Source organism: Achromobacter sp. 1011811831 (assembly GCF_059760905.1).
The window spans coordinates 24,384-40,519 of record NZ_JCBANG010000006.1 but is presented as its reverse complement, the minus strand read 5'-3'; the positions used below and the strand labels follow the sequence as shown (position 1 = coordinate 40,519).

Annotated in this window: 15 protein-coding genes; 6 read left to right on the top strand and 9 right to left on the bottom strand. The window is 68.7% G+C overall.

What is annotated here, in order from left to right:
* Positions 1-3: 3 nt before the first annotated feature.
* Positions 4-894 carry a helix-turn-helix transcriptional regulator gene (locus AC6LJ9_RS04040; protein ID WP_498146520.1) on the bottom strand — a complete coding sequence of 297 codons (891 nt, stop codon included), beginning with the start codon at positions 892-894 and terminating at the stop codon, positions 4-6.
* 223 nt (positions 895-1,117) lie between these two features.
* On the opposite strand from AC6LJ9_RS04040, the gene AC6LJ9_RS04035 reads away from it, so the two are divergent.
* Positions 1,118-2,554, top strand: a complete 1,437-nt coding sequence (locus AC6LJ9_RS04035) for an MFS transporter (protein ID WP_498146519.1) — start codon at positions 1,118-1,120, stop codon at positions 2,552-2,554.
* Between the two features lie 8 nt (positions 2,555-2,562).
* Here AC6LJ9_RS04035 and AC6LJ9_RS04030 read toward each other — a convergent pair whose 3' ends face one another.
* The 7 genes from AC6LJ9_RS04030 to AC6LJ9_RS04000 form a co-directional block, all read right to left on the bottom strand.
* A complete protein-coding gene (locus AC6LJ9_RS04030) occupies positions 2,563-3,330 on the bottom strand; it encodes a phytanoyl-CoA dioxygenase family protein (protein WP_212320734.1) in 768 nt (255 codons plus the stop codon).
* 125 nt (positions 3,331-3,455) lie between these two features.
* Complete coding sequence (locus AC6LJ9_RS04025; protein WP_498146518.1) at positions 3,456-3,935, bottom strand: DUF2269 family protein; 480 nt, start codon at positions 3,933-3,935, stop codon at positions 3,456-3,458.
* A complete protein-coding gene (locus tag AC6LJ9_RS04020) occupies positions 3,932-4,336 on the bottom strand; it encodes a DoxX-like family protein (RefSeq protein ID WP_498146517.1) in 405 nt (134 codons plus the stop codon). Before AC6LJ9_RS04020 ends, AC6LJ9_RS04025 begins: the two co-directional genes overlap by 4 nt.
* 14 nt (positions 4,337-4,350) lie before the next feature.
* Complete coding sequence (locus tag AC6LJ9_RS04015) at positions 4,351-5,220, bottom strand: NAD-dependent epimerase/dehydratase family protein (protein WP_498146585.1); 870 nt, start codon at positions 5,218-5,220, stop codon at positions 4,351-4,353.
* Between the two features lie 37 nt (positions 5,221-5,257).
* Positions 5,258-5,815, bottom strand: a complete 558-nt coding sequence (locus AC6LJ9_RS04010) for a GbsR/MarR family transcriptional regulator (RefSeq protein WP_498146516.1) — start codon at positions 5,813-5,815, stop codon at positions 5,258-5,260.
* 92 nt (positions 5,816-5,907) lie between these two features.
* A complete protein-coding gene (locus tag AC6LJ9_RS04005; protein ID WP_498146515.1) occupies positions 5,908-6,984 on the bottom strand; it encodes an AI-2E family transporter in 1,077 nt (358 codons plus the stop codon).
* Positions 6,985-7,191: 207 nt separating this feature from the next.
* A complete protein-coding gene (locus tag AC6LJ9_RS04000; protein WP_212320728.1) occupies positions 7,192-8,262 on the bottom strand; it encodes a LysR family transcriptional regulator in 1,071 nt (356 codons plus the stop codon).
* A gap of 379 nt (positions 8,263-8,641) precedes the next feature.
* On the opposite strand from AC6LJ9_RS04000, the gene AC6LJ9_RS03995 reads away from it, so the two are divergent.
* The 4 genes from AC6LJ9_RS03995 to AC6LJ9_RS03980 all read left to right on the top strand — a co-directional run bounded on the left by AC6LJ9_RS03995 (position 8,642) and on the right by AC6LJ9_RS03980 (position 15,247).
* Positions 8,642-9,847, top strand: coding sequence for an efflux RND transporter periplasmic adaptor subunit (locus AC6LJ9_RS03995; RefSeq protein WP_498146514.1), 1,206 nt, complete (start codon positions 8,642-8,644; stop codon positions 9,845-9,847).
* A 25-nt stretch (positions 9,848-9,872) separates the two neighbouring features.
* Positions 9,873-13,088: an efflux RND transporter permease subunit gene (locus AC6LJ9_RS03990; RefSeq protein ID WP_498146513.1), complete on the top strand. Its 3,216-nt coding sequence runs from the start codon at positions 9,873-9,875 to the stop codon at positions 13,086-13,088.
* Between the two features lie 84 nt (positions 13,089-13,172).
* Entirely contained in the window at positions 13,173-14,657 is a 1,485-nt protein-coding gene (locus AC6LJ9_RS03985) for an efflux transporter outer membrane subunit (RefSeq protein ID WP_498146512.1), read from the top strand.
* A gap of 359 nt (positions 14,658-15,016) precedes the next feature.
* Entirely contained in the window at positions 15,017-15,247 is a 231-nt protein-coding gene (locus AC6LJ9_RS03980; RefSeq protein WP_498146584.1) for a DUF488 family protein, read from the top strand.
* Here AC6LJ9_RS03980 and AC6LJ9_RS03975 read toward each other — a convergent pair.
* Positions 15,165-15,530: a DUF8757 domain-containing protein gene (locus tag AC6LJ9_RS03975; protein WP_498146511.1), complete on the bottom strand. Its 366-nt coding sequence runs from the start codon at positions 15,528-15,530 to the stop codon at positions 15,165-15,167. The genes AC6LJ9_RS03980 and AC6LJ9_RS03975 overlap by 83 nt on opposite strands.
* 263 nt (positions 15,531-15,793) lie before the next feature.
* On the opposite strand from AC6LJ9_RS03975, the gene AC6LJ9_RS03970 reads away from it, so the two are divergent.
* Positions 15,794-16,093, top strand: a complete 300-nt coding sequence (locus tag AC6LJ9_RS03970; RefSeq protein WP_498146510.1) for a hypothetical protein — start codon at positions 15,794-15,796, stop codon at positions 16,091-16,093.
* Positions 16,094-16,136 lie beyond the last annotated feature (43 nt).

Below are 16,136 nucleotides of genomic sequence, written 5' to 3'. Positions count from 1 at the left end.
CGCCTATTCTCTGGAGCCACGCGCGGCGGGCCGGCGCGCCAGCCATTTCGCGGCCTCGGCCGCCCTGGCATCGTCGGGCGCCGGCGCGTACACCACCAGGCTCAGGTGCCGGTTCTCGTCCACGGTCAGCGTGGCGTGCTCGAACGCCACCTCGCCCAGCGCGCCCAGGCTCAGGCTGCGCAGGCCCAGGCAGGAACCGTGCACATCGTGCTCGCGCCACCAGGCCTTGAAATCCGGCGACACGCGCTCCAGCTCCTCGACCAGTTCGACGATGTCGGGCACGTCGGAGGCGCTGGCAAAGCTCCGGCGAAAGCTCGACAGCATGCGCGGCGCCTGCGCCTGCCAGTCGACGAAGACCTCGCGCATGTGCGGATCGACGAACAGCATCCACAGCAGGTTGCGCCGGCCCGGCGCCTGCGCCGAATAGCGGAATACCTTGTCCGCCGCCGCATTCCAGGCCACCACGTCCCAGCGCAGGTTGAGGATGTAGGCGGGTCGGGCCGGCAGATCGTCCATCAGCCGGCGCAGCTGCGGCGGCACGGTGCACAGCGTGCGGCCGGGCTCCGCCGGCGGACGCTGGTGCGCCAGCAGGTACAGGTGGCGGCGCTCGGCCGCGTCCAGCTTCAATACCCGCGCTAGGTTGTCCAGGAAGCCGGCCGACACGCTGATGTTGCGGCCCTGCTCGAACCAGGTGTACCAGGCCAGGCCCACGCCAGCGAGCGCGGCCACTTCCTCGCGCCGCAGTCCTGGCGTGCGCCGCCGCCCGCCGGCCGGCAGGCCGAGTTCGACGGGACTCAGGCGTTCGCGCCGCAGGCGCAGGAATTCGGACAGGTCGGCGCGGGTGCGCGCCAGGCGCGGCGCGGCCGCAGCGGTGATCGTGGTGCTGTCGTTCATGGGAGCCTGAAGCAAGGATCACGCCGCTCGAACCCGTGCGGCAGGGACGCGCGCAATGGCGCGGACCATCCCGCCGACGGGCCACCCGGCGCTTGCGCGGGAACAGCGGCGGGCAGCCAGTCTATTGCCTGTAGTAACAGCATAAACAGCTAAATTGTATAAGCCTGAAGAGGCTCACAGAATAGCGCCGTTTCCTTCTGGATTTCATTGTCCCGGCGCCTCCATGACCACTTCCGCCCTTCCCTCCCCCTGCCCCGCCCAGGCCGCGCAACCCGGCCGCCTGGGTCTGGCCGTGCTGCTGTCCGGCGGCTTCATCACCATCTTCGACCTGTTCGTGGTGAACATCGCCATCCCCAGCATGCAGCGCACGCTGGACGCGAGCTTCGCGCAGATCAACTTCATCATCGTGGCCTACGAGCTGGCCTATGGCGTGCTGCTGATCGCCGGCAGCCGGCTGGGCGACCGCCTGGGCCGGCGCCGGCTGTTCGTGCTGGGCATGCTGGGCTTCGCGCTGACCTCGGCGCTGTGCGGGCTGGCGCCGGACGCCAATGCGCTGATCGCGGCGCGCGTGCTGCAGGGCGTGGCGGCGGCCATGCTGTTCCCACAGGTGTACGCGCTGATCCGCGTCAGCTACGACGGCCACGCGCGCCGCCGCGCCTTCGGCCTGCTGGGCATGACGCTGGGGCTGGCGGCCATCGCCGGCCAGGTGCTGGGCGGCTGGATCGTGCATGCCGACCTGTTCGGCCTGTCCTGGCGCGTGATCTTCCTGGTCAATGTGCCGCTGGGCCTGGCCGCCTGGAAGCTGGCGCGCCATCTGCCGGAGTCGCACGAACCTTCGGCCTCGTCGATGGACTGGCCCGGCGCCGCGCTGGCCGGGCTGGGCCTGGGCCTGCTGATGCTGGCGCTGATCGAGGGCCCGGCGCGGCACTGGCCTGCCTGGACGCTGGCCAGCGCCATGCTGGCCGTGGCCGCGCTGGCATTGTTCGTGCGTGCGCAGCGCCGCATCGGCGCGGCCGGCGGCGCGCCGCTGGTGGACATGACCCTGCTGACGCAGCCGCGCTTCGCCACCGGTTGCCTGCTGGTGCTGCTGGTGTTCTCGACGGCCGCCGCGCTGTTCCTGTGCTACGCGCTGCTGATGCAGACCGGGCTGGGCGTGGACGCGCTGACGGCGGGTTCCATTTTCGCGCCGGCCAGCGTGGGCTGCGTGGCCGGCTCGATGCTGGCGCCGCGACTGGTGGCGCGCTACGGCACGCCGGCCATCGCGCTGGCCGCGCTGCTCTATGGCGGCGCCACGGCGGCGGTGATGCTGCAGGTGGGCGCGGCCGGCGGCGCGCTGGCGCCCTGGTCGCTGGTGCCGGTGCTGGTGTGGCTGGGCGCGGCGCAAGGCGCGGTCAACACGCCGCTGGTGAACCTGGCGCTGGGCCTGGTGCCGGACCATCAGGCCGGCATGGCCGCCGGCGTGGTGTCGACCTTGCAACAGGTGGGCGCCGCGCTGGGCGTGGCGGCGGCGGGCATGCTGTTCAGCGGCGCGCTGGAGGCCGGCGCCGGCCTGCCTGCCGGCGACCGCTATGCGCAGGCCTTCGCCAGCGCGCTGCAATTCAACGTGGCCGCCATTGCGCTGTCGGCGCTGCTGCTGTGGCGGCTGGGCCGGCGCGGCTGAGGCCGGGCTCAGCCCGCCAGCGGCACGCCCGGCTGGCTGGCCGAGCGCGTGCCGGGCAGCGGGTGACAGGATTGCGGATGGTAGGTGTGGACCAGCGACAGCTTGACGCGGTCGCTGCTGTTGCCCTGGGCGGCGTGCAGCGTGCGGCAGTGGAAGAACACCACGTCGCCCGGCTCCAGGTCCGGACAGACCGCGCGCGCGATCCAGGGCGTGTTCAGCGGCTCGTCATCGCGGAAGAATTTCTTGGCGTCGAACTGGGCCGGCTGGAACGCCGCCGCATGCGAACCGGGGATGAATGAAAGGCCGCCGTTGGCGCGGGTCTCGTGGCCCAGGGCGAGCCAGCAGGACACCAGATCGGTATCCGAGAACGACCAGTAGCGGATGTCCTGATGCCAGCCGGTCAGGCTGCCGTAGGCCGGATGCTTGGTCATGACGCAGTTGTGGTGCACGGTGGACAGCACCGGCGTCTCGCCGAAATAGCGCGCCAGCCACTGGCCGATGGCCGGGTCCGTGGCCCATTGCGCGTACAGCGGGTCGCGACCATAGGCGGACAGCAGGCGGCGCACGGTCTGGCCGCCCTCGGCCTGGCGCGATTCTGGCGCGCCGGGGTAGCGCAGGTCGGCCTCGTATTCGATCGGCGCGACGTGATCCCGCAAGTGGCGCTCGGACAGCGCGCGCAAGGCGGCCACCCTGCCGGCATCGGCGAAACCGCGCGCCACCACGAAGCCCTGCTCGCGCAGGACGGCTATCTGTTCATCTGTGGGCAACGCGGCCATCTCGATTCTCAAGGCAACACGGGCATCCGCGGGGCATCGACAGCAAGCGGACGCAAGGGCGCTAGATTACTGCAAATCGCCCTGGGCAAGCCGCCCTGGGCAAGCCCGCGCTCCCGACGCGGGTTTCATGCGCCCCACAGCGCCGGCTTGTTGACCATCAGGTAGTAGGTCACGGCCATGGCGATGAAGGCCGGGTAGCCCAGCGCCTCCCAACGCCGCGCATACCGTGCGTACAGTTCGGGCAGCGCCCCCTGCGCCGCGTGCGCGTCGCGCGCCATGACCGCCATGCGCAGCTGCAGCCAGACCACCGGCAGCCAGCAGGCGCCCGCCAGCGCGTACAGGCCGATGGACAGTGCCAGCCAGGGCGTCGTCAGCGACCAGCCCGCCATGTGCGCCAGCGCGATGCCCGAGATCGGCTGAATGATCACGCAGGGCGTGGTGAACCACCAGTCGGCGCGCACCACCAGCCGGCTGACCACGGCCTGGGCGGCGACGTTGCCGCTGCGGTTGGTGAAGAACATGTAGAAGGCCGACCCGAGCCCGGTGCCCACCATCAGCACGCTGGACACGATATGCACGGACTTGAGCAACAGATAGGCATTCATGCGAGCTCCTTCTTCTTGGCTTGGGCCGACATCAGGTGCAGCAGCATGGCCGCGATCGGCAGGTTCTTGAGCAGCGGCCCGAGCGGATGCAGCCACAGCGCGGGCTGCAGGACGGTGGCCGTCACGGTCATCGCCAGCATCAGCGCCAGCGCCGCCAGATAGCTGGCGCGGCCGGGCCGCAGCCACAGCGCCAGGCCCACGGCCAGGTCGGCCAGCAGGCCGCTCCAGACCAGCAGGGCCTGCCAGCGCGTGTCGAGGATGCCGGCATCGGCCAGCAGCCGCGCGCTCAGGCCTTTGTGTTCCAGCGCGCTGACGAGCGCCGTGCCCAGCCAGACGATGACCAGGCTGGCATGCATGAGGCGCAGCCCGGGAGGAATGATGTTCGCGGCGGACAATGACATGCGACGGCTCCGTTTCAATCGCTGCGCAGCGTGGCCAGCAGCTGCCCGGGCGCGACGCCGGGCCGGCCCAGCCAGCGTTCCAGGGTGGCCGGATCAGTGACGTTGTCGCTTTCCAGCAGCGCCAGCGTTTCGCTGCACCAGGGCGACACCGGCAGCCAGTCGCCAGCGCGCGCGCTGGCCCGGCTCAGCCAGCCGGGCAGCGGGCCGACGCAAGCCGGCCGGTGGCCCATCTGCGCGCGCAGGCTGGCGATCAGCTGCGCCAGCGGCAGGGCCTCGGGTCCGCCGATCTCGACCAGGCCCGACGGCGCATCCGAACCCGCCATGCGCGCCACCGCGTCGGCCAGGTCGCGCACGGCCACGGGCTGCACGCGCGCCTGCAAGACCGGGCGCGGCAGCAGCAGGGCCGGCAGGCGCGCCAGGGCCAGGAACAGCTGGCTGCTGGCGCCGCCGGCGCCGAACACCACGCTGGGACGCAGCACGCAGCCGTTCAACCGCCCCTGCTGCGTCAGCGCCAGCAGATGCTCGTCGGCGGCGCGCCTGGTGCTGGCGTAGCGCGTGGCGCTGTGGGCGATGCCCAGGGCCGAGATCTGCGCCACCCGCCGCACGCCCGCCGCCGCGCAGGCATCGAACAGCGCGATGGGGGCGTCGGCGTGCATGGCTTGCAGCGGCCGGCTGGCGCTGTCGCGCAGCACGCCCGCGGCGTTGACCACGGCGTCGATGCCGGCCAGATGCGGCAGCCAGGCCTCGGCCGCGAGCGCCCTGGAAAAATCCAGCGGGGGCGCCGTGCGGCGGCTGCGCTGCACGGGCTCGTGGCCCGCCTGCTTCAGGCTGTCGACGATATGGCGGCCGATGAAACCCGTGCCGCCGCAGACCAGGATACGTATGGTGGCCTCACATTTCTCTGATTACAGAAATATTCGCTCAGCGCTTGCGCTTGGGCGCGGCCGTGGGCGGCGGCCCGGAACGGATGAAGCGTTGCACGCTGGCGCCCAGGCGCAGCACCTTGTCCAGCGTGGCGGGAGACAGGCGCAGCATCTCGTCGGTCCAGATGCCCAGCGATTCCATCAGGCGCAGCGTCTCGTGCACGCGGTCCTGGGTGTCGGGCGATTCCGCCTCGAAGCCGGGTTCGGCGATCAGGTCGCGCAGCATCTGCGAGGTGGGGTCGAACTCGCGCTGCTTGCGCTCGCGCACGATGGTGCGCAGCAGTTCCCAGACGTCGGCGGAGGTTTCGAAGTAGTCGCGCCGATCGCCGGGCCGGCGACTGCTGCGGATCAGGCCCCAGTTCAGCAATTCCTTGATGCTGTTGCTGACGTTGGAGCGCGCGGCGCTCAGCGTGTCGGCGATTTCCTCGGCGTTCAGCGGCCTGCCGTGGAAGAAGAGTAGCGCGTGGATCTGCGCGACCGTCCGGTTCACGCCCCAGCTGTTGCCCATGTCTCCCCAGTGGAGAATGAAGCGTTGTGCGATGGGAGTCAGTTTCATGACTCCAGTGTCGAGGCGCCTGAAATTTCTGTCAAGACAGAAATTTCAATTTCCCGTGGCGCGGAGGAGAAGCGGCCGTCGGCCGTGCCGGATCACTTGCCGGCGGCGGCGTCGCGCTCCTGTTCCTCGTGGTGCACCCATTCGCGCCACACGGCCACCAGCAGCGCCATCAGCACCGGGCCGACGAACAGGCCCACGATGCCCATGGTCTTGACCCCGCCCACCAGGCCGAAGAAGGTTGGCAGGAACGGCAGCTTGACCGGCCCGCCCACCAGGCGCGGACGCAGGGTCTTGTCGACGATGAACAGCTCCACGCTGCCCCAGACCATCAGCGCGATGCCGGCGACCATGTGGCCGGAGCCGACCAGGTACAGCGACACCAGCGTGAAGGACAGCGGCGCGCCGCCGGGGATCAGCGCCATGAAGCCGGTCACCACGCCCAGCAGCACCGGCGAAGGCACGCCCGCGACCCAGTAGGCCACGCCCAGCACCACGCCCTCGCCCAGGGCGATCAGGCCCATGCCGGTGACGGTGGAGTTGATGGTGGCCGGCACCACGCGCGAGAAACGCTGCCAGCGCGCCGGCAGGATGCGTTCGCCCAGCACGTCCAGCTGGGCCACCATGCGGTTACCGTCCTTGTAGACGAAGAACAGCGTGATCAGCATGAACAGCACGGTCAGCAGCAGCTGGAACACATTGCCGGTGGCGGCCAGCACCATGCGGTAGATGTTGCCCAGGTGTTCGCCACTGACGGCCTCGACCAGCGCGCCCAGCGCGTGGGGCTGGCCAATGTAGGCCTGCCAGTATTCCGCCAGCCGCTCGCCCAGCACCGGCATGGACGTGATCCAGGCGGGCACGTCGACGCCGTGGCGGTTAGCCGCGATGGCCCAGGCGAAGAAGGAGCTGGCTTCCTTGATGGCGTAGGACAGCGCCAGCGACAGCGGCACGACCAGCACCACGATGACCACCAGCAGCGCCAGCGTGGCCGCCAACGCGGTGCGTCCGCCGCAGCGCGCCACCAGGCGCTGGTAGACCGGCCAGCTGGCCAGGCCGATGATCAGCGCCGCCAGCGCGGGCACCAGGAAACCGCTGAGGAAATACGCTCCCGCCAACAGTACGAGCAACAAAAGCCCACGGGCGATCAGGTATGCGGGAAGGACAGGCTGCATGTATGCGTATCGACAGAAAAGGCGTTACGGGCTTTGACTGTCGGACTATACAGACGTTTCACATCATGCGATGGACGCGAAGCCTGTAATTGCTACGGGGTTTCCCCAGGAAATGGGGACGGGCGGACGCGAAAGCGTCCGGGCCGGAGTCCCGCGCCTCTCGGCGCAATGGCGGCCGGCCCTGATCGTGCCGGCGCCATCATCCGCCTACAGCGCGTATTCCGCCGCTTCCTCGCGGGCGCTGCGCCGGCCGAGCAGGGCCTCGGTCAGCGTGGCGCGGGCGGGCTCGGGCTGCGGCGCGGGCAGCCGGGCCTTGGCCGCCTCGGTCTTGAAGACGCCGCAGGTGAGCGCGGCGGGATCGGTCTCGTCGCGGCCGCTCAGCAAGGGGCAGCTGGCGAACAGCTCGGCCACCCAGTCGGCGAAGGCGCGCACCTTGGGCGAGAGCTGGCGGCTCTGCGGGTAGAGGATGGACATCGGCACGGCGCCGGGCTTCCACTGCGGCAGCACCTCGATCAGCTCGCCCGATTGCAGGTGCGGCAGCGCCATGTAGCGCGGGGTCTGGATCAGGCCGAAGCCCTTCAGCCCGCAATCCAGGTAGGCGCCGGCCTCGTTCACCGCCACCGTGCCCTTCATTTCGACTTCCTGGTGCTTGCCGTCCACCTTGAAGTTCCAGGCGCAATTGCGGCCGCTGCGGCTCATGAAGTAATGCACCGCGTGGTGCCGGCCCAGTTCCTCGATGGTCTGCGGCATGCCATGGCGCGCGATGTACGACGGCGACGCGCAGGTCACGGTCTGCAGCATGCCGATGCGGCGCGCCACCAGGCTGGAATCCTCCAGGTCGCCGGAGCGGATCACGCAGTCGACGGCTTCCTGCACCATGTCCACCGGCCGGTCGCCCAGGCCCAGCACCAGCTCGACATCGGGGTACTTGTCGTGGAAATCGCACAATGACGGAATCAGGATCAGCCGGCCGATGCAGGTCGGCACGTCGATGCGCAGCCGCCCCTTCAGGCGCAGCGCCGCTTCCTGGAAGCAGGCCTCGGTTTCCTCGACGTCGGCCAGGATGCGCACGCAGTGCTGGTAATAGCCGGCGCCGTCCGGCGTCAGGCCGATGCGCCGCGTGGTGCGGTTCAGCAGACGCACGCCCAGCAGGCGTTCGAGGTTCTGGATGATGGTGGTGACGGTGGTGCGCGGAAGGGAAAGGCTGTCGGCCGCCCGGGTGAAGCTATTGGCGTCCACGACGCGCACGAACACCTGCATAGCCTGGAAGCGGTCCATGTCGGCGTGCTCTGTAAAAGTCGGGGTGTGGGAAGCATAACCCGAAACCCGTCGAGATTAGTCGTTCCTGACGACTAGTGTTGCCGAATTAGACGGGTTTATCCGGCACCAGATAACACTCAGAATGGCAACCATCTTGAAGCGCCCGTGCCTCCCGGCACCGCCAGACGGGCACGTCAACCCTCAGCCTCCGCGTCCGCGCCCCGGCCAGCCCTAGCCAAGCTGCCAGCGCCGGACAGCCGACCCCGGTCGATGTTGCAACGCAGCATGAAACGGAAGCCGAGGATTGCCGTGCCCAGGCGGCCCGCCGGCCGCCGCCGCCCGCCCCCCGGCCTTTACGCGCGGACGCTTCGCTCCTCTCCTCACATCAAGGAACATCATGGTTTCGCGTAATCGTTTTGCTGTGCTCGCCGTTTTCGCAGCCGTCATCGCGGCCGGCGGCGGCTATGCCCTGTTTCGCGCGCCCGCCGGCGCCAATGCCGCCCAGGCCCAGACAGCGCCCGCCGCGCCCCAGGTCGACGTGGCCGAAGTGGTCAACAAGACCATCGTCGACTGGCAGCGCTATTCCGGCCGGCTGGAAGCCATCGACCGGGTCGACATCCGACCGCTGGTCTCCGGCACCCTGACCGCGGTGCACTTCCAGGACGGCACCATCGTCAAGAAGGGCGACGTGCTCTTCACCATCGACCCGCGCCCCTACGCGGCCGAGGTGGACCGCGCCGCCGCCACCCTGACGGCGGCTCGCGCCCGCGCTTCCTACACCGCCAGCGAGCTGGCGCGCGGCCAGCGCCTGCTGGGCGACAACGCCATCGCGCGCCGCGACTTCGAGGAAAAGCAGAACGCCGCCCGCGAAGCCGCCGCCAACCTGCAGGGCGCCCAGGCCGCGCTGGACTACGCCAAGCTGAACCTGGGCTACACCCGCATCGAGGCCCCGGTGGCCGGCCGCGTCTCGCGCGCCGAGGTCACGGTGGGCAACGTGGTCGCCGCCGGCGCCGCCTCGGTGCCGCTGACCACGCTGGTGTCGGTGTCCAAGATGTACGCATCGTTCGACGTGGACGAACAAACCTTCCTGAAGTACATCAACCCGGCCCGCAACGGCAAGGCCGGCAGCGTGCCGGTGGAACTGGGCCTGGCCAACGAGGACGGTTATTCGCGCACCGGCGTCGTGCAATCGGTGGACAACCGCCTGGACGCCACGTCCGGCACCATCCGCGTGCGCGCCGAGTTCGACAACGGCGACGGTTCGCTGCTGCCCGGACTGTACGCCCGCATCCGCCTGGGAGGCACCGAGCCGCGCCAGGCCGTGCTGATCGACGAGAAGGCCATCGGCACCGACCAGGACAAGCGCTACGTGCTGGTGCTGGACGACAAGAACAACGCCATCTATCGCCAGGTCAAGCTGGGCGCCAACCAGGACGGCCTGCGCGTGGTCGATTCCGGCCTGGCGGCCGGCGAGCGCATCGTCGTCAACGGCCTGCAACGCGTGCGTCCGGGCGACCCCGTGACGCCCACCGTCGTGCCCATGGCCTCGGCCCAGCGCAAGCCGGTCCAGACCGCATCGAACGCCGTGGCCTCGGTGAACTGAGCCGCCGCACCCGAAGAGTATCCTCATGAACATCTCGAAATTCTTCATCGACCGGCCGATCTTCGCGGGCGTGCTGTCCGTGCTGGTGCTGCTGGCGGGCCTGCTGGCCATGTTCCAGCTGCCCATCTCGGAGTACCCGGAAGTCGTGCCGCCCTCGGTGGTGGTGCGCGCCCAGTACCCCGGCGCCAACCCCAAGGTCATCGCCGAAACCGTCGCCTCGCCGCTGGAGGAATCCATCAACGGCGTCGAGAACATGCTCTACATGCAGTCTCAGGCCAACAGCGACGGCAACCTGACGCTGACGGTCAACTTCAAGCTGGGCGTGGACCCGGACAAGGCCCAGCAGCTGGTGCAGAACCGCGTCTCGCAGGCGCTGCCACGCCTGCCGCCGGACGTGCAGCGCCTGGGCGTGACCACGGCCAAGAGCTCGCCCACGCTGACGCTGGTGGTGCACCTGATCTCGCCCAATGACCGCTACGACATCACCTACCTGCGTAACTACGCGATCCTGAACGTCAAGGACCGCCTGGCCCGCATCACGGGCGTGGGCGAAGTGACGGTGTGGGGCTCGGGCAACTACTCGATGCGCGTCTGGCTGGACCCGCAGAAGGTCGCCCAGCGCGGCATGACCGCCGGCGAAGTGGTCAGCGCCATCCGCGAGCAGAACGTGCAGGTCGCCGCCGGCGTGATCGGCGCCTCGCCCACGCTCGGCGACGTGCCGCTGCAGCTGAACGTGAACGCGCGCGGCCGCCTGCAGACCGAGGAAGAGTTCCGCGACATCATCCTGAAGACCTCGCCCGACGGCGCCGTGACGCACCTGTCCGACGTGGCGCGCGTGGAGCTGGACGCCCAGGAATACGGCCTGCGCTCGCTGCTGGACAACAAGCAGGCGGTGGGCATGGGCATCATGCAGTCGCCCGGCGCCAACGCGCTGGACGTGTCCACCAAGGTGCGCGCGGCCATGGCCGAGCTGGCCCAGGACTTTCCCCCGGGCGTGGAGTACCGCATCGAGTACGACCCCACCCAGTTCGTCAGCGCCAGCATCGAGGCGGTGGTTCACACGCTGCTGGAAGCGATCGCGCTGGTGGTTCTGGTGGTGATCCTGTTCCTGCAGACCTGGCGCGCGTCCATCATCCCGCTGCTGGCCGTGCCGGTCTCCATCGTGGGCACCTTCGCGCTGCTCCTGGTCTTCGGCTATTCCATCAACGCGCTGTCGCTGTTCGGCATGGTGCTGGCCATCGGCATCGTGGTGGACGACGCCATCGTGGTGGTGGAAAACGTCGAGCGCAACATCGCCGCCGGGCTCACCCCGCGCGAGGCGACCTACCGCGCCATGCGGGAAGTGAGCGGCCCCATCATCGCCATCGCGCTGACGCTGTGCGCGGTGTTCGTGCCGCTGGCCTTCATGACCGGTCTGACCGGGCAGTTCTACAAGCAGTTCGCCATGACCATCGCCATCTCGACGGTGATCTCGGCGTTCAACTCGCTGACCCTGTCGCCGGCGCTGTCGGCCATCCTGCTCAAGGGCCATCACGAGAAACCCGACTGGCTGACCCGTGGCATGAACCGCGTCTTCGGCCGCTTCTTCAACTGGTTCAACAACATGTTCGGCCGCGCCTCGGAATCCTATGGCGTGGGCGTGTCCGGCGTGATCCGCCGCAAGGCCGGCGCCATGGGCGTATACGCCCTGCTGGTGGCCGCCACCATCGGCGTGTCGTACCTGGTGCCCGGCGGCTTCGTGCCCGCGCAGGACAAGCAGTACCTGATCGGCTTCACGCAGCTGCCCAACGGCGCCTCGCTGGACCGCACCGACGCGGTGATCCGACGCATGAGCGACATCGCCCTGAAGGAACCCGGCGTGCAGAGCGCCATCGCCTTCCCCGGCCTGTCGATCAACGGCTTCACCAACAGCTCCAGCGCCGGCATCGTGTTCGTGATGCTCAAGCCCTTCAACGAGCGCAAGGGCGCCGCGCTGTCGGGCAACGCCATCGCGGGCTCGCTGAACCAGAAGTTCGCCGCCATCCAGGACGCGTTCATCGCCGTGTTCCCGCCCCCGCCCGTGATGGGTTTGGGCACGCTGGGCGGCTTCAAGTTCCAGATCGAGGACCGCGGCGCAGCCGGCTACGCCGAGCTGGACAAAGCCAAGGCCGCCTTCCTGGCCAAGGCGCGCCAGGCGCCGGAACTGGGCCCGGCCTTCTCCAGCTACGAGATCAACGTGCCGCAGCTGGACGTCGACCTGGACCGCGTCAAGGCCAAGCAGCTGGGCGTGCCGGTGACGGAAGTGTTCGACACCATGCAGATCTACCTGGGCTCGATGTACGTGAACGACTTCAACCGCTTCGGCCGCGTCTTCCAGGTGCGGGCACAGGCGGACGCGCCGTTCCGCGCCCATGCCGACGACATCCTGCAGCTGAAGACCCGCAACAGCGCCGGCGACATGGTGCCGCTGTCGTCGCTGGTCACGGTCAAGCAGACCTTCGGCCCGGAAATGGTGGTGCGCTACAACGGCTACACCGCCGCCGACATCAACGGCGGGCCGGCGCCGGGCTATTCGTCCGACCAGGCCCAGGCCGCGGCCGAGCGCGTGGCCGCCGAGACGCTGCCGCGCGGCATGAAGCTGGAATGGACCGACCTGACCTATCAGCAGATCCTGGCGGGCAACGCCGGCCTGTGGGTGTTCCCCATCAGCGTGCTGCTGGTGTTCCTGGTGCTGGCCGCGCTGTACGAAAGCCTGACGCTGCCGCTGGCCGTGATCATGATCGTGCCGATGAGCATCCTGGCGGCGCTGACGGGCGTGTACCTGACCGGCGCCGACAACAACATCTTCACCCAGATCGGGCTGATGGTGCTGGTGGGCCTGTCGGCCAAGAACGCGATCCTGATCGTGGAATTCGCCCGCGAGCTGGAGATGAACGGCCGCAGCCCGCTGGAAGCCGCCATCGAGGCCAGCCGCCTGCGCCTGCGCCCCATCCTGATGACGTCGATCGCCTTCATCATGGGCGTGGTGCCGCTGGTGCTGTCGTCCGGCGCCGGCTCGGAAATGCGCCACGCCATGGGCGTCGCCGTGTTCTTCGGCATGCTGGGCGTGACCCTGTTCGGCCTGTTCCTGACGCCGGTGTTCTACGTGCTGCTGCGCTCCATCGGCGGCAAGCAGCTGCATTCGGCGGCGCCGCATGAAGCGCCGGTCTGCGTGCCGCACATCGACCCGCACGCGCCGCCCGCCTCGCAGCACGGCGCCTGATCCGGCCATCGAACCAGGACTAGAGCGAGAAGCCAGCGCGTCCCGTCCAGCGGGGCGGGACGCGCCCTCAAGAGAATAGCCATCATGAAGAAAAGACTGATCCGCGGTTCCGCCCTGCTTGCCACGCTGCTCGTGCTGGCCGGCTGCGCGGTGGGACCGGACTACCAGCGGCCCGCGGCCGCCACCCCGGCTGCCTACAAGGAAGCCGCCCTGCCCGCCTCGGAAGCCGGCAGCTGGAAAACCGCCGAACCCTCCGAGGAAGCCCTGCGCGGCGAATGGTGGAAGCTGTTCGGCGACGAGGGCCTGAACCAGTTGCAGGAAGAAGCGCTGCGCGCCAACCAGAACCTGCAGGCCGCCGCCGCCCGCCTGACCCAGGCCCGCGCCCTGCAGCGCGAGGCGCGCGCCGCCTTCTTCCCCAGCCTGGACGCCGCCTTCGGCCCGTCGCGCCAGCGCCCCTCGGCGGTGTCGCGCGGCCTGCCCGACGGCACGCCGACCAGCCCGTCGACCACCTGGCGCGCCCAGGCCAGCGTGGCCTACGAGGCCGACCTGTTCGGCCGTGTCTCGTCGACGGCCGACGCCGCCACCGCCGACGCGCAGCAGAGCGAGGCGCTGTACCGCTCGGTGCTGCTGGCGCTGCAGGCCGACGTCGCCACCACCTATTTCCAGGTGCGGGAACAGGACGCCGAGGCACAGCTCTATCGCCAGACGGTCAAGCTGCGCACCGACACGCTGCAGCTGATCCAGCGGCGCTATGACGCCGGCGACATCAGCGAGCTGGACCTGGCGCGCGCCAGGTCCGAGCTGGCGCAGGCGCAGTCCGAGGCGCTGGGCATCGACCGCCGCCGCGCCGCCGCCGAGCACGCGCTGGCCGTGCTGCTGGGCCGCGCGCCGTCCGACTTCGCCATGCCGCCGCAGCCGCTGCAGAAGGTCGCGGTATCGGTGCCGGCCGGCCTGCCGTCCACGCTGCTGGAACGCCGCCCCGACATCGCCGCCGCCGAGCGCGCGATGGCCGCCGCCAACGCCCGCGTCGGCGCGGCCAAGTCGGCGTTCTTCCCGCGCCTGGATATCACCGGCGCCTTCGGCTACGAGTCGTCGGAGCTGGGCAATCTGTTCCAGTGGTCCAGCCGCACGTTCCTGCTGGGTCCGCTGGTGGGCGCGGCGCTGTCGATGCCGATCTTCGACGGCGGCCGCCGCCAGGCCGGCCTGGATCGCGCCCGCGCGGTCTACGAGGAAGACGTGGCGGTGTACCGGCAGACGGTGCTGAATGCGTTCCGCGAGGTCGAGGACAATCTGGCGAACCTGCGGATTCTGGCGGACCAGACGCGGGCGCAGGACGCGGCCGTGGAGTCGGCGGCGCGGGCAGCGAAGCTGTCGCACACGCAGTACCGGGAGGGGGCGATCAACTATCTGGATGTGATCGAAGCGGATCGCAGCGTGTTGCTGCAGCAGCGGGTGTCGGTGCAGTTGAGCGGGGAGCAGGCTCGGTCTGCCGTGGGGTTGATTCGGGCGCTGGGTGGGGGATGGGGAAATCCTGTGCCTGGTGGGGCTGGGCAGGTGGCTGTCAAGTAGGTAGCCTCTTGCGGGGGCGGGTGCTGGGTGTGCTCGCTGCCGTTGAATTGCGTGTTGTGCTTCGTGGGACCTGTCGTTGCTGTCGCTTCGTGGGCCGCCCCTCGGGCGGGGCTACGGGTTTCGAGGGATGTGGCGTTGCTGGAGCCGTGGTCGGTGGCGAGGCTTGCTTCGCCCGCAGAAACTGGCCGCGCGGGCGGCCAGTTTCTGCATACGTGGTGTCTTGCGTTGGGTTTCGACGCTGCGCGCTGATACAGAGCCCGGAGAATTGGCGGCTTCTCGGACTGCGGCGTACCGCGAACCTTCGTGACGAGCAGGGCAAAGCAGCCAAAGTCGGAGCACTCGAATCGAGCTACGTCACCATGATCTTCACCATCGGCTATGAAGGCATTGACCTCACCAGGTTCATGTCCTTGCTTTCGCACGACAACATTGGCACCGTCGTCGATGTTCGCGAAATGCCGCTTTCCCGCAAGCGGGGTTTTTCAAAAACCGCATTGAGAACGGCGCTCAATCAATCGGGCTACGAATACGTCCACCTGTCGATGGCAGTGCGCCCTGCATCGTTGGCGTTTTCCTGGGCGGATAGATGAGACTGATGATGAGCCATTGATTCTGGAAGCGATGCTGATTGCCCTTCAACAGCATCATGTCCTTGGATTGTATTGATCCCGACAGCTTCTGCCGGAAGACCTCATCGCAATCCGATCCGTAGTCCCTGCGACATCGCCGATAAAGCTGCCCTGCCCCCGAGCACGCGTCAGCTTGAGGATTTCCTCTTCGGACCACTCCGCCTTTGTGGCAGTCACAATGCTCAATCCGGTCGGTTCGCGCGGCTTCAGAAGCGCCAGCGATCCTTTGGATTCCCTTGCCCATTTTTCAAGATCGGAAAAAATTTCAAGCTGAGAAATGCGGCGTATCCATTCCCTGCGCAGCTGCCATTCTGCATGGGTTGAGACTTTCTCGCCGCATGTAAGCCGAGGCCCGACTGACAGCAAAAATCAGACAAGCGATCCATTGCAGGATCAATGGAGGTATTCCTATACTTTCCCCGCCGCCACGTCATCGCTAGCCCGGGCTGAGAGCCGGAATACGAATTGCGCGCCACCGCAGTTTTCAGCCTGTCCCAAGGAAGCTCCGTGACCACCCAGCCTCATCCCCTGACCACCAATCGCTGGTCCATCGCGGACGAGCCCGAATACGGCCGCCTGCGCCTTTCCCGCCTGCATCAACTGGAACGCGCCCGGCTCGGCATAGAGACGATTGCGCGGCTGGTTGGCAACAGCGCACTGGAACCGGGCGCCAGCGGCGCTGCCCCCTTCGACGCGGAAACCGTGGCCCGCTTGATGGGGGGCGTGGAGAGCCTTTGCGAGCACCTCGGCGTGCTGGGCGAGACCATCCAGGAAGAGTCATTGCGGCACAACGACAGCGCGCATTGATCTCCTGGCGTCATGAGCAAGGCGTCTCGTTAGGTGATGCCTC

What these genes read in the sequence shown, in the direction of transcription:
- AC6LJ9_RS04020 (WP_498146517.1), bottom strand. Translation starts at nt 4,336, where the DNA reads ATGTCATTGTCCGCCGCGAACATCATTCCTCCCGGGCTGCGCCTCATG.
- AC6LJ9_RS03985 (WP_498146512.1), top strand. Translation starts at nt 13,173, where the DNA reads ATGAAGAAAAGACTGATCCGCGGTTCCGCCCTGCTTGCCACGCTGCTC.
- AC6LJ9_RS03990 (WP_498146513.1), top strand. Translation starts at nt 9,873, where the DNA reads ATGAACATCTCGAAATTCTTCATCGACCGGCCGATCTTCGCGGGCGTG.
- AC6LJ9_RS03995 (WP_498146514.1), top strand. Translation starts at nt 8,642, where the DNA reads ATGGTTTCGCGTAATCGTTTTGCTGTGCTCGCCGTTTTCGCAGCCGTC.
- AC6LJ9_RS04025 (WP_498146518.1), bottom strand. Translation starts at nt 3,935, where the DNA reads ATGAATGCCTATCTGTTGCTCAAGTCCGTGCATATCGTGTCCAGCGTG.
- AC6LJ9_RS04030 (WP_212320734.1), bottom strand. Translation starts at nt 3,330, where the DNA reads ATGGCCGCGTTGCCCACAGATGAACAGATAGCCGTCCTGCGCGAGCAG.
- AC6LJ9_RS04035 (WP_498146519.1), top strand. Translation starts at nt 1,118, where the DNA reads ATGACCACTTCCGCCCTTCCCTCCCCCTGCCCCGCCCAGGCCGCGCAA.
- AC6LJ9_RS04040 (WP_498146520.1), bottom strand. Translation starts at nt 894, where the DNA reads ATGAACGACAGCACCACGATCACCGCTGCGGCCGCGCCGCGCCTGGCG.
- AC6LJ9_RS03980 (WP_498146584.1), top strand. Translation starts at nt 15,017, where the DNA reads ATGATCTTCACCATCGGCTATGAAGGCATTGACCTCACCAGGTTCATG.
- AC6LJ9_RS04010 (WP_498146516.1), bottom strand. Translation starts at nt 5,815, where the DNA reads ATGAAACTGACTCCCATCGCACAACGCTTCATTCTCCACTGGGGAGAC.
- AC6LJ9_RS04000 (WP_212320728.1), bottom strand. Translation starts at nt 8,262, where the DNA reads ATGGACCGCTTCCAGGCTATGCAGGTGTTCGTGCGCGTCGTGGACGCC.
- AC6LJ9_RS03975 (WP_498146511.1), bottom strand. Translation starts at nt 15,530, where the DNA reads ATGGGCAAGGGAATCCAAAGGATCGCTGGCGCTTCTGAAGCCGCGCGA.
- AC6LJ9_RS04005 (WP_498146515.1), bottom strand. Translation starts at nt 6,984, where the DNA reads ATGCAGCCTGTCCTTCCCGCATACCTGATCGCCCGTGGGCTTTTGTTG.